The 22,723-nt window shown below is 70.1% G+C and carries 18 protein-coding genes; 12 read left to right on the forward strand and 6 right to left on the reverse strand.

All coding sequences use genetic code 11. From position 1 onward, the window contains the following. The first annotated feature begins 10 nt into the window (after positions 1 to 10). The 8 genes from BLT19_RS04705 to BLT19_RS04740 all read left to right on the forward strand — a co-directional run bounded on the left by BLT19_RS04705 (position 11) and on the right by BLT19_RS04740 (position 9,689). Positions 11 to 1,216, forward strand: coding sequence for a Gfo/Idh/MocA family protein (locus BLT19_RS04705; protein WP_231917794.1), 1,206 nt, complete (start codon positions 11 to 13; stop codon positions 1,214 to 1,216). 3 nt (positions 1,217 to 1,219) lie between these two features. Further along, positions 1,220 to 2,410, forward strand: coding sequence for a dihydrodipicolinate synthase family protein (locus BLT19_RS04710; protein WP_091487118.1), 1,191 nt, complete (start codon positions 1,220 to 1,222; stop codon positions 2,408 to 2,410). Further along, positions 2,407 to 3,276 carry a sugar phosphate isomerase/epimerase family protein gene (locus BLT19_RS04715; RefSeq protein WP_091487120.1) on the forward strand — a complete coding sequence of 290 codons (870 nt, stop codon included), beginning with the start codon at positions 2,407 to 2,409 and terminating at the stop codon, positions 3,274 to 3,276. The genes BLT19_RS04710 and BLT19_RS04715 overlap by 4 nt, the downstream gene beginning before the upstream one ends. Positions 3,277 to 3,286: 10 nt before the next feature. Next, positions 3,287 to 4,309 (forward strand): LacI family DNA-binding transcriptional regulator, encoded by a 1,023-nt coding sequence (locus tag BLT19_RS04720; RefSeq protein WP_091487123.1) that lies wholly within the window; start codon positions 3,287 to 3,289, stop codon positions 4,307 to 4,309. Positions 4,310 to 4,334: 25 nt separating this feature from the next. Beyond that, positions 4,335 to 6,362 carry a beta-galactosidase gene (locus BLT19_RS04725; RefSeq protein WP_172825591.1) on the forward strand — a complete coding sequence of 676 codons (2,028 nt, stop codon included), beginning with the start codon at positions 4,335 to 4,337 and terminating at the stop codon, positions 6,360 to 6,362. A gap of 151 nt (positions 6,363 to 6,513) precedes the next feature. Beyond that, a complete protein-coding gene (locus tag BLT19_RS04730; RefSeq protein ID WP_091487128.1) occupies positions 6,514 to 7,845 on the forward strand; it encodes an ABC transporter substrate-binding protein in 1,332 nt (443 codons plus the stop codon). Positions 7,846 to 7,920: 75 nt separating this feature from the next. Then, entirely contained in the window at positions 7,921 to 8,835 is a 915-nt protein-coding gene (locus tag BLT19_RS04735) for a carbohydrate ABC transporter permease (protein ID WP_231917795.1), read from the forward strand. Next, positions 8,829 to 9,689 carry a carbohydrate ABC transporter permease gene (locus BLT19_RS04740; protein ID WP_091487130.1) on the forward strand — a complete coding sequence of 287 codons (861 nt, stop codon included), beginning with the start codon at positions 8,829 to 8,831 and terminating at the stop codon, positions 9,687 to 9,689. The genes BLT19_RS04735 and BLT19_RS04740 overlap by 7 nt, the downstream gene beginning before the upstream one ends. 5 nt (positions 9,690 to 9,694) lie before the next feature. On the opposite strand, the gene BLT19_RS04745 is transcribed toward BLT19_RS04740, so the two are convergent. Further along, entirely contained in the window at positions 9,695 to 10,558 is an 864-nt protein-coding gene (locus BLT19_RS04745) for an AraC family transcriptional regulator (RefSeq protein WP_091487133.1), read from the reverse strand. Positions 10,559 to 10,654: 96 nt separating this feature from the next. Between BLT19_RS04745 and BLT19_RS04750 the strand changes: the two genes are divergently transcribed. Next, entirely contained in the window at positions 10,655 to 13,912 is a 3,258-nt protein-coding gene (locus tag BLT19_RS04750; RefSeq protein WP_091487135.1) for a DUF5107 domain-containing protein, read from the forward strand. Next, positions 13,909 to 15,216: a cellulase-like family protein gene (locus tag BLT19_RS04755; protein ID WP_091487138.1), complete on the forward strand. Its 1,308-nt coding sequence runs from the start codon at positions 13,909 to 13,911 to the stop codon at positions 15,214 to 15,216. The genes BLT19_RS04750 and BLT19_RS04755 overlap by 4 nt, the downstream gene beginning before the upstream one ends. Positions 15,217 to 15,245: 29 nt before the next feature. Here the strand turns inward: BLT19_RS04755 and pgm are convergent, their stop codons facing one another. Further along, positions 15,246 to 16,886, reverse strand: a complete 1,641-nt coding sequence (gene pgm / locus BLT19_RS04760; protein WP_091487140.1) for a phosphoglucomutase (alpha-D-glucose-1,6-bisphosphate-dependent) — start codon at positions 16,884 to 16,886, stop codon at positions 15,246 to 15,248. 74 nt (positions 16,887 to 16,960) lie between these two features. Here pgm and pheA point away from each other — a divergent pair, with 74 nt between their 5' ends. Beyond that, positions 16,961 to 17,920, forward strand: coding sequence for a prephenate dehydratase (gene pheA, locus BLT19_RS04765; RefSeq protein WP_091487143.1), 960 nt, complete (start codon positions 16,961 to 16,963; stop codon positions 17,918 to 17,920). A gap of 1 nt (position 17,921) precedes the next feature. Further along, positions 17,922 to 18,371: a pyridoxamine 5'-phosphate oxidase family protein gene (locus tag BLT19_RS04770; protein ID WP_091487146.1), complete on the forward strand. Its 450-nt coding sequence runs from the start codon at positions 17,922 to 17,924 to the stop codon at positions 18,369 to 18,371. Between the two features lie 153 nt (positions 18,372 to 18,524). Here the strand turns inward: BLT19_RS04770 and BLT19_RS04775 are convergent, their stop codons facing one another. The 4 genes from BLT19_RS04775 to BLT19_RS04790 all read right to left on the reverse strand — a co-directional run bounded on the left by BLT19_RS04775 (position 18,525) and on the right by BLT19_RS04790 (position 22,621). Continuing rightward, positions 18,525 to 19,586: an LLM class flavin-dependent oxidoreductase gene (locus BLT19_RS04775; RefSeq protein ID WP_091487149.1), complete on the reverse strand. Its 1,062-nt coding sequence runs from the start codon at positions 19,584 to 19,586 to the stop codon at positions 18,525 to 18,527. A gap of 45 nt (positions 19,587 to 19,631) precedes the next feature. Continuing rightward, positions 19,632 to 20,039, reverse strand: coding sequence for a TM2 domain-containing protein (locus tag BLT19_RS04780; protein WP_091487152.1), 408 nt, complete (start codon positions 20,037 to 20,039; stop codon positions 19,632 to 19,634). A 118-nt stretch (positions 20,040 to 20,157) separates the two neighbouring features. Beyond that, positions 20,158 to 21,525: a cryptochrome/photolyase family protein gene (locus BLT19_RS04785; RefSeq protein WP_091487154.1), complete on the reverse strand. Its 1,368-nt coding sequence runs from the start codon at positions 21,523 to 21,525 to the stop codon at positions 20,158 to 20,160. 88 nt (positions 21,526 to 21,613) lie between these two features. Next, positions 21,614 to 22,621 carry a DUF559 domain-containing protein gene (locus BLT19_RS04790; protein WP_091487157.1) on the reverse strand — a complete coding sequence of 336 codons (1,008 nt, stop codon included), beginning with the start codon at positions 22,619 to 22,621 and terminating at the stop codon, positions 21,614 to 21,616. Between the last annotated feature and the right edge of the window lie 102 nt (positions 22,622 to 22,723).

Consider the following 22,723-nt stretch of genomic DNA (forward strand, 5'->3'; position numbering starts at 1 on the left):
GAAGGACCCCGTGACCGACACGACTCTGGCACCGGCGCCCGTCGTTGCAACACCGGATCGCCCGCAGGTGCGCGAGATCGGCATCATCATGAACGGGGTGTCGGGTCGCATGGGCTACCGGCAGCATCTGGTGCGCTCGATCCTCGCGATCCGCGACCAGGGCGGCATCGAGCTCAGTGACGGCACGCGGGTCACGGTCAAGCCGATCCTCGTGGGTCGCAGCGCTGCCAAGCTGGCCGAGCTGGCCGCCAAGCACGACATCGAGGACTACACCACGGACATCGACGCGGCGCTCGCCGATCCCCGCTGGGAGATCTACGCCGACTTCCTCGTGACCAAGGCGCGGGCATCCGCGCTTCGCAAGGCCATCGCCGCGGGCAAGACGATCTACACCGAGAAGCCGACCGCCGAGTCGGTCGAAGAGGCGCTGGAGCTGGCGAACCTCGCCGCCGCGGCCGGGGTGAAGACCGGTGTCGTCCACGACAAGCTGTACCTGCCGGGCCTCCAGAAGCTCAAGCGCCTCATCGAGTCCGGCTTCTTCGGGCGGATCCTCTCCGTGCGCGGCGAGTTCGGCTACTGGGTGTTCGAGGGCGACTGGCAGCCCGCGCAGCGTCCCAGCTGGAACTACCGCGCCGAGGACGGCGGCGGCATCATCGTCGACATGTTCCCGCACTGGAACTACGTCCTGGAGAACCTGTTCGGCAAGGTCGAGACGGTCTACGCCCAGGCATCCACCCACATTCCGACCCGCTGGGACGAGAACGGCGAGCCGTACCAGGCCACCGCCGAAGACGCCGCGTACGGCATCTTCGAGCTCGAGGGCGGCGCGATCGCGCAGATCAACTCCAGCTGGACCGTCCGCGTGAACCGCGACGAGCTGGTCGAGTTCCACGTCGACGGCACACACGGCTCGGCCGTGGTCGGACTGTTCGGCGCGAAGATCCAGCACCGCAACGCCACACCGAAGCCGGTGTGGAACCCCGACCTCGCCGACGGCCACGACTACGACGCCGACTGGGCCGATGTGCCCACGAACGACGTGTTCCAGAACGGCTTCCGCCAGCAGTGGGAGGAATTCTTGACGTCATACGTGCAGGAGACCCCCTACGAGTTCGACCTGCTCTCGGGCGCGCGTGGCGTGCTGCTGGCCGAGGCAGGCCTCCGCTCCAGCCGTGAGGGTCGCAAGATCGAGCTCTCCGCACTCGCGCTGGGCTGATCTGTGGCCGATCTCACACTCCTCTCGCCGGACGGCGCGACCTCCTCCGTCGAGCTCGTCGAGGCGGCCGGCTACGCCAAACCCACCGCTGCGCTGCGCAGTCGTGTGGCGTACGCCGCGGCGCACGTCGTGCCGCAGACCTGGGCCGACAACACGCCGGGCAGGCCCGCCGAGGTCGACTGGGATGCCACGCTGGATTTCCGCCGTGCCGTGTACTCGTGGGGACTCGGTGTCGCCGACGCCATGGACACCGCACAGCGAAACATGGGACTGGATGCCGCGGCGACTCGCGAGCTCATCTCGCGTTCGGCCCAGGTCGCCCGCGAGGAGGGCGGTTCGGTGGTGGTCGGCGTGAACACCGATCACCTCGAGGACGACTTCGTCTCGATCGACGCCGTCATCGACGCGTATAAGGAGCAGCTGCACTTCACCGAGGAGCAGGGTGCCGGTCCGGTCCTGATGGCCTCGCGCCATCTCGCCCGTGCAGCCGACAGCGCCGAGGACTACCGCAGGGTCTACCGTGAGGTGCTCGCCAGCGCCACCACCCCTGTCGTGCTGCACTGGCTCGGAACGGCGTTCGACCCGATGCTCGCCGGCTACTTCGGCAACACGGACTGGCGGGCTGCCGCGGATGTGCTGCTGGAGATCATCGCGGAAGATCCCTCGAAGGTCTCGGGCGTGAAGATGAGCCTGCTGGATGCGGCGTCCGAAGTGTCCGTGCGGGAACGCCTGCCGGAGGGCGTCCGGATGTTCACCGGCGACGACTTCAACTACGTCGGGCTGATCGGCGGCGACACGGTCGACGCGTCCACCGGCTCGGCAACCGGGAAGGGCCACTCCGACGCGCTGCTGGGCGCGTTCGCGGCGATCACCCCCGTTGCATCCGCCGCCATCCAGGCCCTCGATGCCGGCGACCCCGCGCGGTATCTGGAGATCCTCGGCCCGACCGAGGAGCTCAGCCGGCAGGTCTTCGCCGCTCCGACGTTCTACTACAAGACCGGCGTCGCCTTCCTGTCGTGGCTCAACGGCCACCAGAGCGCGTTCCAGATGGTCGGGGGCCTGCACTCCGCGCGGAGCCTGCCGCACCTGTCGCGCATCGTCGAGCTGGCCAATGCGTCGCGCGCACTGGAGCAGCCGGAACTCGCCGCGGAGCGCTGGCACGGCATGCTGCGGCTGAACGGCGTCGACGCGTGACGGTCGACCCGCGCCTGTCGATCAACCAGGCGACCATCAAGTACGCCGACCTGGCCGCGGCGCTGCGCGTGACGGCCGAAGCAGGCGTGCAGGCGATCGGCCTCTGGCGCGAACCGGTGGCCGAGGTGGGGCTCGCGACGGCCGCCTCGATGCTGACCGACTCGGGGCTCAGGTTCACCACGCACTGCCGCGGCGGGTTCTTCACCATGCCGGAGGGCCCGGCGCGGCGCGCCTCGATCGACGACAACCGCGTCGCGATCGAAGAGGCCGCGACGCTCGCCGCAGCCGGAGCGCCCGGCTCGACGGCGATCCTCGTGCTGGTCGCCGGCGGTCTGCCGGAGGGCTCGCGAGATCTCGTCGGTGCGCGCGAACGCGTGCGCGACGCGATCGGCGAGCTGGTTCCGGATGCCGCGGCCGCCGGCGTCACGCTGGCGATCGAGCCCCTGCATCCGATGTACGTCTCCGATCGCGCCGTGGTATCCACCCTCGGGCAGGCGCTGGACATCGCCGCCGACTTCGACGCGAGCGTCGTCGGGGCGACCGTCGACACGTTCCACGTCTTCTGGGATCCCGACGTGCTGCCGCAGATCGCCCGCGCGGGACGCGAGGGTCGCATCGCGACCTACCAGGTGTGCGACTGGCGAACCCCGCTGCCCGCGGATGTGCTGCTGTCCCGCCACTACCCGGGCGACGGCGTCATCGACTTCGCGTCACTCACCGAGGCGGTCGAGGCCACCGGGTACTCCGGCGACATCGAGGTGGAGATCTTCAACCAGGACATCTGGGACACCGACCCGCTGACCGTGGTGGAGCGCACGGCGGCCGCGTTCGGCACGTCCGTCAGCATGCACCTGCGTCGGCCGTAGACTCTGCCCCGTGAGCGAGACGACGGCGCCGGCGCGGACGACGGCCACCCTGCACGATGTGGCGCGCGAAGCGGGCGTCTCCCTGGCCACCGCGTCCAGGGTGCTCAACGGTTCGGCCCGCAAGGTCGCTGAAAGCTATCGCGAGCGCGTCGAGGCGGCCGCCGCCCAGTTGGGCTACACCGCAAACCTCTCCGCGCAGGCCACCGCGCGCGGCACCTCGGCGATCGTCGCCCTCCTGGTCGCCGACATCGCCGACCCGTACTTCGGTCAGCTGGCCTCCGGAGTGGCGCGCGGCGCCGATGATGCGGGGCTCGTCGTGACCATCGCGATCACCGAGCGTGATCCGGAGCGCGAAACACGGCTCGTGCGGGCGCTGCGCGGTCAGCGGCCGCGCGCGCTGATCCTCGCCGCGTCGCGCAGCGACGACTCGTCCGCGCCTGCGCTCCAGCAGGAGCTCACCGCGCTCGCCGGAGCAGGGGGACGCATCGTCGCGCTCGGGCCCGGCGCCGGTGATGTGCGCAGCGTGCTGATCGACAACCACGGCGGGGCGCGTGCCCTGGGTGCGGCGCTGGCGGCTCGGGGATACTCCGAGGCGATCATCCTCGGCGCGCCCGACGGCGTGCGCACGTCCGACGATCGCATCGCCGGGTTCATCGAGGGATTCGGTCCCGTCTCGCGCATCTACCGCAACGGGTTCAGCCGCGAGGGCGGTCAGCGGCTCATGCGGGATGCGCTGGCCGACGGCATCCCGACCGGCTCGCTCGTCTTCGCCATCAGCGACGTCGTCGCGGTCGGCGCGATGTCGGTCGTGCGCGACGCGGGACGATCGGTCGGTGCCGACATCGCCCTTGCGGGCTTCGACGACATCCCGGCCAGCCGTGACATGACCCCATCGCTGACCACTGTGCGCGTGCCGCTCGAAGAGGTCGGCTACCAGGCGCTGCAGGCGGCGATCGACGACGAGTGGCGACAGGATGATGCGGCGATGGCCCTCGAGGTCCAGCTGCGCGACAGCACTCCCGGGCGCGTGTGAGCTGACTTCCTCCGCCCGGATCCGCGTGACGCGGCCGTCTCCCGCCGCGCCGTTCCCGGGCGTCGGCGACGGAGTGGTCGCGTCCACCACGCGCGCGCTCACCCGCGACGGCGCCCCGATCTTCCCGGTGTCGGGTGAGATCCACTACAGCCGGGTGCCGAGCCGGCACTGGGACGACGTGCTCGGGCGCGCCTGCGCGGGTGGTCTGACGCACGTGTCCAGCTACGTCATCTGGACGCACCACGAGCCGGTCCAGGGTGCGCCGTCGTTCGACGCGGACCTCGACCTCAGACGGTTCGTCGACCGTGCCCGCTCGCTCGGACTGGAGATCATCCTGCGCATCGGGCCCTACGCCCACGCGGAGGTGCGTCACGGCGGGCTTCCCGACTGGCTCGTGCACTCCGGCATCCCGGTGCGCACCAACGATCCCCGCTACCTCGCCGAGGTCGAACGCTGGTACACCGCGCTCGCGACGCAGCTCACCGGAGTGCCGCTCTTCGCGATCCAGGTCGACAACGAGCTCTACGACAGACCTGAGCACCTGTCGGCGCTGCGGGCGATCGCGGAGCGCGTGGGGCTCACGGCGCCGCTGTGGACGGCGACCGCATGGGGAGGTGCTCGCCTGCCGGCGGGCGTGCTGCCTTCGTACGGCGGCTACTCGGACTCCTTCTGGATCGAGGCATCCGACGGGCGGGACGAACGCAGTCTCGGCAACTTCCAGATCTCGCCTCGGCGCGACGACGACGGCATCGGCGCCGACCACCGCGAGGGTGCAGCGCCCGGTGCGGAGCCGTCGCCGGCGCACCCGTTCGCCACCTGCGAGTTGGGCGTCGGCATGGTGGCGGCCTACCACCGCCGACCGGCGGTGGCGGCATCCGATGTGGAGACCCTCGCACTGGCCAAGCTCGCCTCCGGAAGCGTGTGGCAGGGGTACTACATGTACGCCGACGGCCGGAATCCCCGGCGCTTCGTGCAGGAGGCGCAGGCCGTAGGCGCGCCGAACGACTTCGCCGAGCTCGGCTACGACTTCGGGGCACCGCTGAGTGTGGACGGCGCACCGCGCGAGAGCTGGTTCCGGTTGCGTCGGCAGCATCTGTTCCTGCAGCGCTGGGGACCAGCGTTGGCCGACATGCCCGCGACGTTCCCCGACGACGCCGCGGATCATCCCGACACGACCAGGCTGCGCTGGTCGACACGCTCGGACGGGTCGTCCGGTTTCGTATTCGTCGTGAACCACCAGCCGCACACCGAGATGCCGGATCATACGGGTGTCACGTTCACGATCGAGCGTCCGGATGGGATCCTGCGCTTCCCCGCCGTCGACATCCCCTCCGGGGCGGCGTTCGTCTGGCCGTTCGGTCTTCCGATCGGCGCGCAGCCGGGAGCGGTGGTCCTCGCCTGGGCGACGGCGCAGCCGACGACCGAAGTCCTCTGGGGCGGGCTGCCGCTCCTGGTGCTGACCGAGACCAATGGGATCCCCTTCGCGTTCGAGACCGACGCCGAGGCATCGGCGGTCGAGGGTGAGGGGCCGGGGCGATGGTGGGAACTGCGCCGCGCGGGAGCGACCCTGGCGCGGATGCTGGTGCTCAGCGACGCCGAGGGGCTGTCGCTCGACGTCGTCGACGGCCGGCTCGTCTTCGACGGGCAGCCGACCGTTGCGGAGACGTCGATCTCGTCGTGGCGCCTCGCTCGTCAGGCCGGTCCGCCGCCGCCGGGCCCGGTGAGCGCGGGCGGCCGGGCGGCTGTCCCGCTGGACTGGAGCGAGGCCGCCATCATCGACCTCGAGCTGACCGAGACGACGGGCACCGTCGTGATCGACTGGATCGGCGACGTCGCCCGCGCCTGGGACGGCGACCGCCTTGTCTCGGACGCGCTGTGGAACGGGCGGGAGTGGCGTATCACCGCGCCCGAGCGGGCGGGCGCGACGTCGTTGCGTGTCGAGGTCCTTCCGGCGCCGCCTGCGGCGCCCGTCTCCTTCGGCGTCGCGCCGTCGCCGGGTGCTGCCGTGGTCGCGGTGCGCCTGGCTCGAGCCGATGGGGCTCCCCGGGTCTGAGGCCGACGGCCTCGTTGCGCCGCCGAGCGCACCGTCGAATCGTCCAGGCTTGTCACGGCATCCGCCATGTCCGCATGGCTCTGCCTCGACGTAGCCTCGGGGCGCACCATCCGAAACCCCGGTCTCCGCACCGCATTGCAAGGGAGCAAGAATGTCCACAACCGCACGGAGGAGTCACGGCAGAGCCGCGCTTCTGGTCGCCGCAGGTCTGACCTCGGCGCTCGTCCTTGCCGGCTGCAGCAACGCCGGCGGTGACGCCGCGCCCGCCGACGACGAGCCCGTCGAGATCACCTTCCAGTCCTGGGTCCCGAACATCGACCGCGCCGTCGACGCGTTCAACGAATCGCACGAAGACGTCCAGGTGACGCTCGAGACGATCACCGCAGGACCCGACGGCGGGTACGCCAAGATGCTCTCGGCCGTGCAGGCCGGCAACCCGGCCGATGTCGTTCAGCTCGGCTATGACGCGATTCCCGACTTCCTCATCAACGACGCGCTCGAGGACATCTCCGCCTACACGACCGACTCGGCCGACCTGTTCGTGCCGTGGCAGTGGGAGACGGGCGTCTTCGGCGACGGTGTCTACGCCGTCCCGCAGGCATCCGGTCCCCTCGGGCAGTTCTATCGGAAGGACATCTTCGATTCCCTCGGCATCGCGTACCCCGAGACCTGGGCGGACTTCTACGAGGCCGCGAAGGTCATCCGCGCCTCCGACCCGAATCGCTACATCGCCGCGTTCGCCTTCAACCAGGCGCCGTGGATGATCGGGCTCGCCCAGCAGGGCGGAGCGAACTGGTTCGCCGCCGAGGGTGACGCGTGGAGCGTCGACATCGACGGAGAGGCGACGATGAACGTGGCCGACTTCTGGCAGAAGCTCATCGACGAGGACCTGGTCAAGATCGAGGCCGACTTCTCCAGTGAATGGAACGCCGACATCCAGAGCGGCAACGTCGTCACCTGGATCTCGGGATCGTGGGCGGATGCCATCCTGCGCGGAACGGCCCCGGATACCGCGGGCAACTGGGCCGTCGGCGCCATGCCGCAGTGGGCAGCCGGTGAGGACGTCTCGGCGACCTGGGCAGGCGGCTCGGCCAGCGCCGTGCTGAAGGGTTCGGCCAATCCGGAGGCCGCCGCGGAGTTCGCGCTCTGGCTGAACTCGGATCCGGAGAGCGTCAGCATCCTCACCAACATCGGCGCCGGATGGCCGGCGATCGCCGACACGTCCGAGATCGCGGTGCTGCAAGAGGACCCCGAAGTGTTCGCGTTCTACGGCGGCCAGGACATCTGGGATGTCTTCGCCGAGTCGGATGCTGCGGTCGACACGACGTGGAAGTGGCCGCCGCTCTCCTCGACCCTGTTCGCCGCGCTGACCGACAACGTCAAGGCCGCCGTCGATACGGGCACGCCGCTCGCAGACGCCTACGCGAAGACGCAGACCGACATGGTCGCCGCCCTCGAGGAGCGGGGAATCGCGGTCAACTGACCCGATCTTCCTCCCGACCATGGGGAGGGGCGCACGCCGGTGCGTCCCTCCCCGGATCCGACCGAAAGACCCTCCGTGACCCTGGCTGTGAAACCTCGCACCCGTCGCCGCACCCCCGCGGCGCTGTGGGTGCTCGTGCTCCCCTTCGTCGTGATGTTCGTGCTCTTCTTCGTGGCACCCATCGTGTACGCGATCGTCCAGAGTCTGTTCTCCACCCGCAGCAGCGGGCTGGGCTTCGGTCCCCCCGAGACGACGTTCGTCTTCTTCGACAACTACGCTCGGGCGCTGACCGACCCGGATTTCGTCACGAGCCTCGGGCGTCTGGTGCTGTTCTCGGTGATCCTGGTGCCGCTCATGGTGGTCACCGCCCTGGGCCTGGCGCTTCTGCTGGATTCCGGCAAGGCCCGCTGGCCGAAGTTCTTCCGGGTCCTGTACTTCGCGCCGTACGGCGTGCCCGGTGTGGTCGCCACGCTCCTGTGGGGCTTCCTGTACATCCCCGCCACCAGCCCCATCCTCCAAGTCCTCTCTGCGGTCGGCATCCAATTCGATCCGCTCTCCAGCGGCAACGTGCTGTTCGCGATCGCGAACATCGCCCTGTGGGGGTTCGCCGGCTACAACATGGTGATCCTCGTCGCTGCGCTCAACGCCATCCCCTCCGAGCTGTACGAGGCGGCGCGGATGGACGGGGCTTCTGCGTGGTCGACGGTGTGGCACATCAAGCTCCCGCTCGTTCGCCCGTCGGTGATCCTCGTGACGGTCTTCACGATCATCGGCACCCTCCAGCTGTTCGTCGAGCCGCTCGTGCTCCGGCCGCTCACGACCGCGATCAGCTCGACCTTCACCCCCAATCTCGCCGCCTACAACCAGGCCTTCGCGCAGGGCAACCCGAACCTCGCGGCCGCGATGGCGGTGATCGTCGCAATCCTCGGATTCGTGTTCTCCTTCGGATTCCTGCGCATCGTGAACCGGAAGGGGAACCGGGCATGGTGAATCGACGGCCATCCGCCGACCCGATCGGCACCACCGCAGTCACGGCTGTCCTGGCGGTCGCAGGCGTGTACTTCCTCCTGCCCCTGGTGTGGGTCATCATCGCCGCGACCAAGTCGCCGGGCGACCTGTTCTCCACCTTCGGGCTGTGGTTCTCCGACTCGCCGCAGGCGTGGCAGAACCTGGTGGCCCTGTTCACCCAGGACGGCGGGGCCTTCCTCACGTGGGTCGGCAACAGCATCATCTACTCCGGTGTCGGCGCACTCGTGGCGACAGTGATCTCGGCCGCCTGCGGGTACGCCATCGCCAAGTTCCCGTTCCGCGGACGCGAGGTCCTCTTCTCCACGATCCTCGGCGGGGTCCTGGTGCCGGCGACCGTGATCGCCCTGCCGCTGTACTTCCTGCTCAACACGGTGGGTCTGACAGGTTCGTACTGGGCGGTGCTGCTTCCCAGCATGGTCAGCCCGTTCGGCGTGTACCTCGCGCGGATCCACGCCAACGCCAGCGTGCCCGACGAGATCATCGAGGCCGCCCGCCTCGACGGAGCCGGCGACATCCGGATCTTCGGCACGATCGCCACACGGATGATGACACCGGCCCTGGTGACGATCTTCCTGTTCCAGTTCGTCACCATCTGGAACAACTACCTGCTGCCGCTGGTCATGCTCAACGACACCAAGACCTTCCCGGTGACGCTGGGCCTGACGCTGTGGAACTCCCAGACCCAGCGCGATCCGATGTTCTATTCGCTCGTCGTGACGGGTTCGGCGGTCTCGGCGATCCTCCTGGTCGCACTCATGATCGCCCTCCAGCGCTTCTGGCGGGCCGACCTCACCGCGGGTGCCACGAAGGGCTGAGCCGATCAGCCCTTGCGTGTGTCGCGGTAGGCGGTCGGGCTCATCCCGTGCAGCTTGCGGAACTGGCGCGAGAAGTAGAACGGATCGTCCATGCCGACCTGCCGCGCGATCTCGGCGACCGTCTGGTCGGTGGTATCGAGCAGCCGGCGGGCTCGCGCCATCTTGAGCGACAGATGGTGTGCCAGCACGCCCCCTCCCGTCGCACCGCGGAAGAGCGCCGCCAGGTGGGAGGGCGACAGACCCACCAGTCCCGCCAGCTCGGCGACCTGCACGCGTCCGTCCACGCGATCCTCCAGATAGCGCATCGCGCGCTCGAGCGGTGTGCCGTCCTCGGGCAGGATGCGGTCGACCGCGAGGAGCGTGAACAGCCGCCAAGCCATTCCGGCGGTCGCGACGAGCCGAGCCGGTGTCGTGTCGCGCTCCAGCGCACTGACGATCTCGTCGAATTGCGCGGTGATGCGATCGATCGAGCGGAGCGAGAGGGTGAGCTCTCCTCGCCGGATGCCGGCGGACTCGACCAGTTCGGGGACGTCGGTGCCGCGCACGTGAGCCCACCAGATGGTCCAGGGGTCGTGCTCGCTCGCCCCGTACGCGTGGGCGACTCCGCCGGGGATGATGATCGCGCCGCCCGACCCGACGCGGGTGCGGGACCCGTCGTGGTCCACCCAGCCCGATCCCGAGACGCACACGATCACGATGGTCTCCGGCGCTCCGGCGGGGCGGGCGCGCCCATGACTGTCGGCGCGCGGGAAGTATCCGGCATCCGTCACGATCATCCGCCGGGTGACGGGTCGCGCGAGCGCCGCCTCGACCAGTGGTCTCGGCACCACGTTGAGTCGTTCGTGCACGAATCCGTCGGCGCGATGCATCCCTCGATTCTCCCACGAGCGCCGGCATCGGATCGTCCAGGTGGCTCGCGCGATCCGACATGGTCGTGCGGGCGTGCTCGGACCTAGAGTTGCCGCGTGCCCCGAGACGACGACGCCCCGAGCCGCATCCAGCTGCCTTCCGCGCCACCTGACCAGCAGTCGATCATCGATGCCGGTGGGGTTGCCTGCTGGTGCGAGCCGGTGACGATCGACACCTACGAGCCCGGCGACCCCGACCGCTACCCGCTGTTCCTCGATCGGCGGGTGTATCAGGGCTCGAGCGGCCGCGTGTACCCGATGCCGATGATCGACGCGGTCTCGCACGAGAAGCGCCCGCACGAGTGGCAGGCGATCCACCTCGAGAACGAGTACGTGCGCCTTCTGCTCCTGCCCGAGATCGGCGGTCGGATCCACATCGGATACGACAAGGTGGCCGGGTACGACTTCTTCTACCGCAACAACGTCATCAAGCCCGCCCTGGTCGGCCTCGCCGGGCCGTGGATCTCCGGGGGCGTGGAGTTCAACTGGCCGCAGCACCACCGCCCCGCAACGTTCCTGCCCGTCGACGCCCGGATCGAACGCGAAGCCGACGGGGGAGTCGTCGTCTGGCACAGCGACTTCGATCCCCTGCAGCGGATGCGCGGCGTGCACGGCGTGCGGCTGCGCCCGGGTTCATCTCTCATCGAGGCGGACGTGCGACTGCACAATCGCACCGATGTGCCGCAGACCTTCCTGTGGTGGGCCAACGTCGCGGCACGTTCGCACGAGCGGTACCAGTCGTTCTTCCCCGACGACGTGGCATACGTTGCCGACCACGCTCGACGCGCGATCACCGCCTTCCCGCGGGCCGACAGGCCGTACTACGGCGTGGACTATCCGGCGCTCGCGGGCGAGCGGCCGGGCGCCGACCGCATCGACATCTCCGCGAGCATCCCGGTGCCGACCTCGTACATGATCACCGATACCGACGACTCGTTCTTCGGCGGCTACGACCACGCGGCGGACGCCGGGTTCGTGCACTGGGCGGATCGCGCACTGTCGCCGGGCAAGAAGCAGTGGACGTGGGGCACCGGTGCGATCGGCACAGCCTGGGATGCGCAGCTGACCGACGACGACGGTCCGTACGTCGAGCTGATGGCGGGTGTCTACACCGACAATCAGCCGGACTTCGCGTGGCTGGCGCCGGGGGAGACGAAGCGATTCAGCCAGTTCTGGTTCCCGATCCATGCGATCGGTGCAGCCCGGCAGGCGACGACGCACGCCGCGATCGCCGTCTCGCCCGATGGCTCGAGCGTGGGTGTCATCGCGACGACGCCGGTCGAGGCGACCGTGAAGCTGCGCACCGCCGACGACGAGATCATCGAATGGTCCGGGACCCTCGCACCCGACCGGCCGTTCCGCCATGAGGTGAGCGCCGCACGGGTCATCGCCGTGGACGTACGCTCGGGCGAGGTCGCACTCGTCTCATGGCGCGAGCGCACGCATGCCGCTGCCGAGCCCTGGGTGGCCACCGCGCCCCCCGCGCCGGCCGAGATCGCGGGCACCGACGAGCTGTTCCTCACCGCGACGCACCTCGACCAGTACCGGCACCCGACGCGGTCCGCTGTCCCGTACCTCCGCGAGGCGCTCGGCCGCGACCCGGGCGACATCCGCGCGGCGACAGCGCTTGCGGCGTGGCTCCTCCGCCGCGGCGAGTACGACGAGGCGGGCGCGCAGCTCGAACCGGCGATCGAGCGGCTGACGCGCCGCAACCTCAATCCCCGCGACGGCGAGCCGCTCTACCTGTTGGGGCTCGTTCGCGAACGACAGGGAAGGGTCGCCGAGGCGGATGCGCACTTCGCGCGGGCCGCCTGGAACATCGCCTGGTCGGCGCCGGCGAACCTCGCCCGGGCCCGCCTCGCCATGCGCGCGGAGCGTTTCGCCGACGCACTGCGGCTCGCCGACATCGCGGGAGGGATCCCGGAGGCGCACCGGGTCGCGGTGCTCGCGCTGGGCGCGCTCGGCAAGACGACCGAAGCCCGCGCGATGGTGGTGGGTCTGCACCGGGCGGATCCACTGGACCCGGCGACGTCGGCGCTGGCTCGGACACACGGCGTCGCCGCCGCCAGGCCCCTGGATCCACGGACGATCCTCGACGTCGCCGCTGAGTTCGCCCGTGCCGGCGCGTTCGCCGAGGCGCTCGCCGCGACGGCCGAGCCGGAGTCGGCATCGGCTGCGGCGTTCGGCAATGCCGAACCGCTTCGCCGGGTGCTGCGGTCGGCCTGGGCCGGCGCCATCGGTGATCTGGATGCCGCTGCGCTCGAGCTCGCGGAGCTGGAGGTGCTGCCACTCGACCTCGCGTTCCCGGCCGGCCTCGACCAGTTCGACGCGCTGACGGCGGCGAGTGCCGGGGGGAGCCCGCAGGTCGCGGCTCTGCGAGGCATGTGGCTGCTGGATGCGGGGCGAGAGGAGGACGCGCTCGCCGAGCTGACCGCGGCGACGGCGGCCGGCATCGATGACCCCGTCGCGTGGCGGAACCTCGCGATCGCCGTCATGCGCACGAACCGTGACGCCGATGCCGCGGACGCCGCGTACGCGCACGCACTCGCGCTTCGCGTCGACGCGCGACTGGTCTTCGAGCGGGACCTGCTCGCCCGCATGATCGGCACGCCGGCGGCGCAGCGTCTGAGCCTTCTGGAACAGCACGCACCCGTGCTCGCCGCGCGTGACGACCTCGCACTCGTATACGCGGAGCTGCTGCGGGAGGTCGATCGCGTCGACGAGGCGTGGTCGATCCTGTCCGAGCGCGTCTTCCGGCCGTTCGAGGGCGGCGAGGGGATGGTCATCGCAGCCTACGACAGCGTGGCGTGCACGCTCGCCCGCCGGCACCTGGCCGCCGGCCGGCCAGACCGTGCCATCGCACTGCTGCAGGAGGGTCTCGAGGCCCCTGCGAATCTCGGTGAGGGCAGGCATCCGGCTGTTCCGCAGGCGGAACGCCTCGTCCTGCTCGGCGATGCTCTTGCGGCGACGGGGGACGAGACTGCAGCGCGCGACGTGTGGGCGGCGGCCCGAGCCGGCACACCGCTCGCGGTGGCCGCGCGGCCCGCTGAGCTCGCCGACCGCTGGATCGGCGTCGCCCACGTGCGCCTCGGCGAGCAGTCGGAGGCGGAAGCCGTCTGGTGCCGCCTCGAGGCGCGCGCAGCCGAACTCGAACACGCGAAGGACGAGGTCGACTACTTCGCGACGTCGCTTCCCGAGCTGCTCGTCTTCGACACCGACACCGCCGCCGCACGCGCCGCCCTCGCCGCCGCCCTGCGGGTCGCCGCCGCCGACGAGCGAGCGACCCAGCGCGCAGCCGAGAGGATGGATGCATGACCGACCGCTACCTCGGGTCGGGGACGATCCCGGACACCTCCGACGGACTGACGGGGCCCGTCCCCGCACACCTGCCGCAGCGACTCGCGATCACCCTGTGGGACTTCTCCTGGTACACCCGGGCAGGCTCGGCTGAGCCATACGAAGATCTCGACGCCGCCGTGGCGGATGCGGCCTCGCTCGGCTACAACGCGATCCGCATCTGCGCGGCACCCCTTCTGCTCTTCGGCGGACTCGGACTCGACGCGCTCGCCGAGGACCTCGAGATCGAAGGACTCGGCGCTGCCCCCGACGGCGGCTTCTACGGGCAGCGCACCCGTTGGTACGACGCCCCCGGCGGCTACCGGATCGACCTGCGCGAGCGGCTGCTGCGGTTGTTCGACGCGACGCGGCGGCATGGGCTCGTGGTGGTCCTCGCCAGCTGGGAGTACCAGCAGTCACCCGCCTTCGCCGCCTCGCCGGGGTGGTTCGACGCGATCGACGCGGTTCCGCTCGGCGAGCGGTACCGTGTGCTCGCTGGGGCATGGGACCGGATGATCGAGTTCCTGAGCCGGCATGGTCACCGGGAGCGCATCGCGCTGGTCGAGCTGCACAACGAGGTCGACTTCTCGATCCTCCCGGCGCTCGCCGACGGCGGGGCCGCACAGGTGGAGTGGCTGAGCGCGCAGCATCCGGATCTCCTCGTCACGGCCAGCTACGGCAAGCCGCCCCATCTCGCGATGCACCGCGTGCCGGACGGGCTCGGCGCCGCGCAGTTCCACGTCTACAGCTACGGAGTCCTGGACGCCCTGCAGAAGCGCATCGACATCCGCTCGGAGGGCAGCGCGGATTTCCCGAACCCAGAGCTGCGGGCGCTGCTGCGCACCGACGCCCCCGGCGTGGCAGAGTACGGTCGCGCCGCTGAATGGAAGTACCGGGCGACGGTCGTCACCGACCAGATGATCTACGGCTACGACTGGGTGGATGCGGACGCCTGGGACACCTGGCTCCTGGAGGAGTACGGGACCTACCGCGAAGTCATGCGGCGCGAGATCGAGTCACGCGTCATCGCGATCGCGGAGTGGGCGCGGGCGCAAGGCGTCCCGGCACTGGTCGGCGAAGGGTGGGTCGGCTACACGCCGCTGCGCGGCACCTTCGAAGAGGGCCCCGTCGGCAGGGCACTCGCAGAACACGGCATCGACACCGCCCTCGCGCGCGGCGTGTGGGGGGTCGTGCTGTGCTCCAACGCCGCTCCGCATCATCCGATGTGGGCGTTGCGCGCGTGGCAGCGCGCCCAGAACGCCCGTATCCTCGCCGCGGACTGACCTCGAGTCAATTCGTCGCAGCGATCTGCTCAGCCGCCGAGCGCCTCGCCGACCACGGCCCGCGCTTCCTCCTGCACCTCGCGGAGATGCTCGGGGCCCCGCAGCGACTCGGCATAGAGCTTGTAGACGTCTTCGGTGCCGGACGGGCGCGCGGCGAACCAGGCGTGCTCGGTCTGCACCTTCAGTCCGCCGATCGCCGCGCCGTTGCCCGGTGCGTGCGAGAGCTTGGCGGTGATCGGCTCGCCCGCGAGCTCGGTCGCGGTCACCGCATCCGGAGACAGCTTCGCCAGCTGCGCCTTCTGGGCGGGCGTCGCGGGGGCATCGACGCGCTGATAGACGGATGCCCCGAACTGCGCCTCCAGCTCGGCGTACCGCTGCGACGGGGTCTTGCCGGTGACGGCGAGGATCTCGGCGGCCAGGAGGCACAGCAGGATGCCGTCCTTGTCGGTGGTCCAGACCGTGCCGTCCTTACGCAGGAACGAGGCGCCGGCGGACTCCTCGCCACCGAAGGCCACCGATCCGTCGAGCAGCCCCGGAACGAACCATTTGAAGCCGACCGGGACCTCGAGGAGGGTCCGCCCGAGCGACTCCGCGACGCGGTCGATGATCATCGACGAGACGAGGGTCTTGCCGATCGCCGCATCCGCCGGCCATCCCTCGCGATGCGCATACAGGTAGTCGATCGCCACCGCCAGGTAGTGGTTCGGGTTCATCAGCCCGGCATCGGGGGTGACGATGCCGTGCCGGTCGGCGTCGGCGTCGTTCCCGGTCAGGATGTCGTAATCGTGCCGCTTCGCCACGAGCGAGGCCATCGCGTTCGGCGAGGACGGATCCATGCGGATCTTCTCGTCCCAGTCCAGCGTCATGAACTTCCAGGTCGGGTCGACGTCGGGGTTCACGACGGTCAGATCGAGCCCGTAGTGCTCGCCGATCAGCGCCCAGTACTCGACGGACGCCCCGCCGAGTGGGTCGGCGCCGATGCGCACCCCGGCGTTCTTGATCGCGTCGATGTCGATGATGTTCTCGAGGTCGCGCACATACGCCTCGCGGAAGTCGTACTCGCCCAGCGCGTCGAAGTCGATGTCGGAGAACCGGGTGCGCTTCACGTCGACCAGTCCCGCGGCGATCAGCTCGTTGGCCCGGTTCGCGATCCAGCCGGTGGCGTCGGTGTCGGCGGGCCCGCCGTTCGGCGGGTTGTACTTGAAGCCGCCGTCGCGCGGCGGGTTGTGGCTCGGGGTCACCACGATCCCGTCGGAGCGGGCAGGGTCATCCAGTGGGCGATCGCGGTTGTAGGCGAGGATCGCGTGGCTCAGTGCCGGCGTCGGCACCCACGAATCGCGGGCGTCGATGCGCACGTCCACGCCGTTGGCGACAAGAACCTCGATCGCGCTGCGCTCGGCAGGACGTGACAGGCCGTGCGTGTCGCGACCGAGGAACAGGGGTCCGCCGATGCCCTGCCCGTTGCGATAGTCGACGATCGCCTGAGTGGTGGCGAGGATGTGGTCTTCGTTGAAGCTCGTCGACAGCGACGACCCGCGGTGACCGCTGGTGCCGAACGCCACCCGCTGCTCGGCGATCGTCGGATCGGGCTTGCGGTCGTAGTACGCGGCGATCAGTTCGTCGATGTCGATGAGGTCGGATTCTTCGGCTGGCTGTCCTGCGCGGCTCATGGCTCCCAGTCTGGCACCGGGCGGGGTGTTGTGTGCCGGGTATTGACACGCATGACGATGGCTAGGCTGATCCGGTGACCACGGAGCCCTCCACGCAGACCAAGCGCACCTACAGCTACCTCGGCCCCGCGGGAACCTTCACGGAGGCCGCGCTCGCGCAGGTGCCGGAGGCGCGCGGTCACACCTGGCACTCGGTGCGCAATGTGGGCGAGGCACTGGCCGATGTGGTCGAGGGTCGCTCGGATGCCGCGATGATCGCGATCGAGAATTCGGTTGACGGCGGCGTCTCGACCGCGCAGGACGCCCTTGCCACCATGCCGGGGCTGCGCATCGTGGGGGAGTACCTCGTGCCCGTGCAGTTCGTGCTCGTCGGCCGGCCCGGCACGACGCTCGACGAGGTCGCGCTGATCGCCGCGCATCCGGTCGCCTATGCGCAGTGCCTGCGGTGGCTCACCGAGTCCCTGCCCGCGCACGCGCACATCCCCGCAGCGAGCAACGTCGCCAGCGCGGTCGGACTGCTGGATGGCACGAGCGATGCGGATGCCGCAATCTCGCCGCCCGGAATCCTCGAGCACCACGACCTGACGCTGCTGGCCGAGAACATCGGCGACAACGCGAACGCGGTGACGCGGTTCGTCCTGGTCGCCCGGACCGTCGCGCCGCCGCCGCCGACCGGGGCTGACAAGACCTCGCTGATCGTCGAACTGCCGGACGACAAGCCGGGGGCGCTGCTGGACATGCTGGAGCAGTTCGCGACGCGCGGCATCAACCTGTCGCTGCTGGCGTCGCGCCCGATCGGCGACGCCCTTGGTCGGTATCGCTTCGTCATCGACGCCGATGGCCACGTCGAGGACGAGCGGATGGCCGATGCCCTGCTCGGGCTTCGCCGCTTCAGCCCGAAGGTGATCTTCCTCGGCTCGTACCCGCGCGCCGACCGCGCGATCGTGCGGTATCCCGAGCGGTACTCGGACGACGTGTTCGTCGAGGCGCGTGACTGGCTGCGCGGTCTCGTCAGCGGCGAGCCGGAGGCCTGAGATGCCGATCTCCGAGGAGCCGTTCGTGTTCCAGGCATCCGACGCGCTGCACGCGCGCACGCTCGCCCGGCTGGAGGACGAGCAGATCGGATGGCTCGGCACGACCGGTCGCGACGGCTTTCCGCATGCAGTTCCCGTCTGGTTCCTCTGGCGCGACGGGCGGGTGATCGTCTTCAGCGAGCCGGCCACGGCCAAGGTGCGCAACATCCGCGCCGACGATCGTGTCGTCTTCCACCTCGAGGGCGGAGAGGACGGCGAGCAGATCGCCGTGCTGCGCGGCCGGGCTGCGATCTCGCCGGAGGAGACGGCGGCCTGGCTGGATGCGATCGGCGAGGAGTACGGGCGGAAGTACGCCGGCGGCCTCGAGGGTCTGCACATGTCGCTGGCCGACATGGCGGCGCGCTACACCGTCGTGCTCGAGATCACGCCGTACCAGCTGATCGCCTGGTAGCGGCCTTCCCGGCCGCCGCCGACCCACCGCCCCAGCCCCCGCCCCCGCCCCCGCCCAGCCCCCGCCCCCGCCCAGCGGTTTACGGACGGAACGCGCCGTCACCGCCGCCGGCGAGACGGCGTGTTCCGTCCGCAAACGGCACGGAGGCAGAGATCAGAGCGCGGCGGCGATCAGCTCGAGCGTCTGGAGCCGGCCGGTCGCGGCATCCATCGGCTCGTCCTCGTACGCGCCTGCGATCGGCGAGACCATCACCTCGTCCACGTCCCACCGGGTCGCGAAGTCGCGCAGCTGCCCCGCCACGGAGGAGCCCGTGCCGACGAACCACTTCGAGCGCGCCGAGGCCATGATCGACTGCGCGAGGCCGTCGAAGTCCGCCGCTCCCTCAAGCGCGGCCTCGACGGTCTCGTTCGCGGCGAGCGGCATGTTCGTGCGCATGCGCGCCATCATCCGCTGATATGGCAGCGACCTGGCCTCGGCCTCTTCGGCGGTCGGGGAGGCGAGGACGTTGACGGTCAGGAACGTCCGGGGCGCGGGATTGGCCTCGGTCGGACGGAACTGCGTGCGGTACAACTCGAGCGCGCGCTCGAGACCTTCTCCGGAGAAGTGGTTCGCGAAGACGTAGGGCAGACCGAAGGATGCCGCGAGCTGGGCGGAATAGTCGCTCGAGCCCAGCAGCCACACCTCGGGCACGGTGGTGGCCGACGGCGTCGCGTGGACGTCGTAGGTTCCACCGCTGGTGAAGCGCACGGTCGCGCCCTCGGCCGCGACCAGCCCCATGATGTCGCTGATGTGGTCGGGGAACCGGTCGACGTCGCTGGTCGTCCCGCTCTGGCGCAGCAGCTGCGTGATCACCGGGTCACTGCCCGGGGCCCGTCCGATCCCGAGGTCGATGCGGCCGGGGGCGAGTGCCTCCAGTGCGGCGAACTGCTCTGCGACCACGAGCGGCGAGTGGTTGGGCAGCATGACGCCGCCCGAGCCCACGCGGATCCGCGAGGTTCGCGCCGCCGCGGCGGCGATCAGCACCGGCGGAGTCGTCGAGGCGACCGCCGGCATGTTGTGGTGCTCGGCGAACCAGTAGCGACGGAAGCCGAGCTCATCGGCGCGAGCTGCAAGCCCGAGCGATGCCGTGACCGCCTGCGCACTGGTCTGACCCGTGCGCACGGGCACGAGGTCGAGGACGGAGAGGGCGGGCGCGGATCCGGGTGCGGTGCTCATCACGGAGTGCAACCCGCTCCGGCATCCGCTCTATTCCTCCGGTGTTCAGTACTGCCGCGGCGCAGACGGTTCGCCCTGGTACTTCAGCAGGCGGCCGTCCTGATCCTTCATCGCGCCGGCGATGATCAGGATGACGTCGATGAGCCACCAGATGCCGAAGCCGCCGAAGGTGATCAACTTCAGGATGCCGGTCCCGATCTTGCCGAGGTAGAACCGGTCGATGCCGAACTCGCCGAGGAAGATCGACAGCAGCAGGGCGGCGAGCCACGACTTCGGGCTGAGCTCGCCGGGCGCGACCGCGCGGGGGGCGTAGGCGGCGCCCGGTGCGGACCCGGGCGCGTATGCCGGGCCGGCACCGTACTGCGGCGGCTCCTGGCCGTACTGCGGCGGTACGACCGGCTGCGGCGTCGGGGCGGGTTGGGCGATCGGGGTGGGCTGGAGAGGCTGAGTCATGGCGTTTCCTGTCGTTCGGGTCCTCTTCGAGCGTAGGAAAGGGCAACCGCGGGAACACGGGGGAGAACCCCCGGAATCGGCACCCGGCTGACCGGGGCGGCCGGCGCGCGGAATCGCGTCAGCTTCGCGACGCTCGCTTGACGGCTTCGTATCCGTCCAGCGCCGCCTTCCGGCTCTCGCCGAGGTCCACGATCGGCTCGGGTGGCTCCTCCGCGGTGTCGGCGCGGTACTCGGGCGCCCAGCGTGCGATGTACTCGCCCCTCGGGTCGAACTTCTTCGCCTGGAGCTCGGGGTTGAAGATGCGGAAGTACGGGGCCGCATCGGCGCCCGATCCGGCGACCCACTGCCAGTTGAACGGATTCGATGCTCCGTCGGCGTCGACCAGCGTGTCCCAGAACCACTGTTCGCCGAGCCGCCAGTCGATCAGGAGGTTCTTGATCAGGAAGGATGCCGTCACCATCCGCACCCGGTTGTGCATCACGCCCGTGCGCCAGAGCTCGCGCATGCCGGCATCCACCAGCGGGATGCCGGTGCGCCCTTGCTGCCAGGCTTCGAGGTGCGACGGTTTCAGTCGTGGCCACGGGAAGGCATCGAATTCGCGGTGCAGGTTCTTCGTGGCGAGGTCGGGGTGGTAGAAGAGCGTGTGGGCGGCGAACTCCCGCCATCCGATCTCGGACAGGAACCTTCCTGCGGCGCCGTCGGCCTCGATCGTGTCGTGCCATACCGTGTGCGGGCTGAGCTCGCCCCAGCGCAGCCGCGGCGAGAGCTGGGAGGTGACCCCGGCCGCCGGCTCGTTGCGGGTGCGGGCGTAGTCGTCGAGATCTTCGCGGAGGAACTCCCGAAGCCGCGCCCGCGCCGCGGGCTCTCCGGGCTCCCACGCCTCGCGCAGCCCCGCAGCCCAATCGGGCTCGGTCGGCAGCAGCTGCCAGTCGTCGAGGTCGTCGGACGCGACCTTCGCGGAACCGCCGTCCACCTCACGCGGTTCCGGCAGCGGCGCGCGCGGAGCCGGCAGCGCGCGGCACGCCCGCCAGAATGGCGTGAACACCGAGTAAGGGGTGCCGGATCCGGTCTGCACCGTCCAGGGTTCGAAGAGGAGGGATGCCGCGAACGAGGCGACCTCGATCCCGTCTTCGCGCAGCGCGGTCTTCAGCTGCGCGTCGATCTCGCGCTCAGCGCCCCCGTAGCGGCGATTCCAGAAGACCGCTGACGCCCCGGCATCCTTCACCACCTCCGTCACCACGCGTGCCGACGGGCCGCGCCGCAGCACCAGCTGCCCGCCCTTCTCGCGGAGCCGCTCGCCGAGGGATCGCAGGGATCCGTGCAGCCACCACCGCGCCGCTCCGCCGAGCGGCCGGATGCCCTCGGACTCCTCGTCGAGCACGTAGAGCCCGATCACGGGCTCGTCGCGTTCGATCGCGGCGCGCAGCGCCGGGTTGTCGGCGAGGCGCAGGTCGTCGCGGAACCAGACGATCGACGGATGCGGCATCCTCATATCCTCGTCGGCCGCATCGTCGCGGGCACGGGCTTGACAGCCGCTTCTCGGTCCTGGCCCCGCGACCGTTCGCCCCAGCCGTTTACGGACGGAACACGCCGCCTCGGTCAGACTCTTCGCGGCGCGTCTCGTCCGTAACCGGCTCGCCGGACGGCCAGCCGCGCGCGTGAAGCGCCTCGCGTATGCGATCGGTGACGCGTTCCGGCCGGCGCAGGTGCTGGTTGCGGACGCGGATGACCGACCAGCCTGCTGCCGCTGCGCGCTCCATGTCGGTGATGTCCTTTTCGTACTGCTTCGAGTCGGTGCGATGCTGATCGCCGTCGAACTCCACGAGCACGCGATAGGTCTCGTAGACCATGTCGCCCAGCTTGATATGCCAACCAGATCCATCCCGTACCGAGACGTTCACTTCGGGCTCCGGCAGCCCAGCGCGGATGACGAGCAGGCGCACCTCGGTCTCCTTGGGGGAGTCCGTGCGCTCGCGAACGAGATCCAGCGCGCAGCGCAGCCGCTTCGCGCCGTGCCGGCCGGCATATCGTCTCACCGCACTCCGGAGCTGGTCGATCGTGGCAGTGGGGTTCTGGCGGCACACCAGGTGGTCGCCGATGGCGACGAGCTCATCGACGCTCAGCAGCGCAGACAGCGCGCACCACGTATCGATGGGATGCGTCACGACAAGACCGGCCTGGAAGACTCGCCGAACATCACGCGGCATCGGGTGCACGTGGATCCCACGGCGGCGCCGGCGCGTGGCATCCGACGCAGATGACACGTGGACCACCTGCTCGCTCAGTCTGGCCATGGACAGCGGAAAGCCGTGCGCGACTGCTGCGGAGATGTGACTGATCGCGGCGTCCGGCGCGAGCCGGAGAGATTCGATGCCGGCGCGCTCGAGGAGTTCCCGACCCGCGCGCTCCCACGGGGTCTCGACGGGCGGGGCGTCGCGGCGCGCGGGAATGCGGACTCCCGAGACCGGTGCGGCGAGGTCGCTGCGCCGCAACCGAGACCTGCTCACGGCGAGGTCATCGGCCTCACGAACGGTGAACGCCCGGCCGATGAGTGCTCCGGGAAGAGGTGTGGGTTGGCGCATGCAGGAACCATCCCGCGGCGCGCACCTCGCGGGCGCGGCCCCCGGTCGATCGTGGACAACTCGCCCGCTCTCGCCCTTGGGGAGAGCGCGAGCGCGACGCTT

It is taken from the genome of Microbacterium pygmaeum (assembly GCF_900100885.1).
GTDB lineage: Bacteria > Actinomycetota > Actinomycetes > Actinomycetales > Microbacteriaceae > Microbacterium > Microbacterium pygmaeum.

What these genes read in the sequence shown, in the direction of transcription:
- BLT19_RS04730 (WP_091487128.1), top strand. Translation starts at nt 6,514, where the DNA reads ATGTCCACAACCGCACGGAGGAGTCACGGCAGAGCCGCGCTTCTGGTC.
- BLT19_RS04740 (WP_091487130.1), top strand. Translation starts at nt 8,829, where the DNA reads ATGGTGAATCGACGGCCATCCGCCGACCCGATCGGCACCACCGCAGTC.
- BLT19_RS04745 (WP_091487133.1), bottom strand. Translation starts at nt 10,558, where the DNA reads ATGCATCGCGCCGACGGATTCGTGCACGAACGACTCAACGTGGTGCCG.
- BLT19_RS04755 (WP_091487138.1), top strand. Translation starts at nt 13,909, where the DNA reads ATGACCGACCGCTACCTCGGGTCGGGGACGATCCCGGACACCTCCGAC.
- pgm (WP_091487140.1), bottom strand. Translation starts at nt 16,886, where the DNA reads ATGAGCCGCGCAGGACAGCCAGCCGAAGAATCCGACCTCATCGACATC.
- BLT19_RS04770 (WP_091487146.1), top strand. Translation starts at nt 17,922, where the DNA reads ATGCCGATCTCCGAGGAGCCGTTCGTGTTCCAGGCATCCGACGCGCTG.
- BLT19_RS04775 (WP_091487149.1), bottom strand. Translation starts at nt 19,586, where the DNA reads ATGAGCACCGCACCCGGATCCGCGCCCGCCCTCTCCGTCCTCGACCTC.
- BLT19_RS04780 (WP_091487152.1), bottom strand. Translation starts at nt 20,039, where the DNA reads ATGACTCAGCCTCTCCAGCCCACCCCGATCGCCCAACCCGCCCCGACG.
- BLT19_RS04785 (WP_091487154.1), bottom strand. Translation starts at nt 21,525, where the DNA reads ATGCCGCATCCGTCGATCGTCTGGTTCCGCGACGACCTGCGCCTCGCC.
- BLT19_RS04790 (WP_091487157.1), bottom strand. Translation starts at nt 22,621, where the DNA reads ATGCGCCAACCCACACCTCTTCCCGGAGCACTCATCGGCCGGGCGTTC.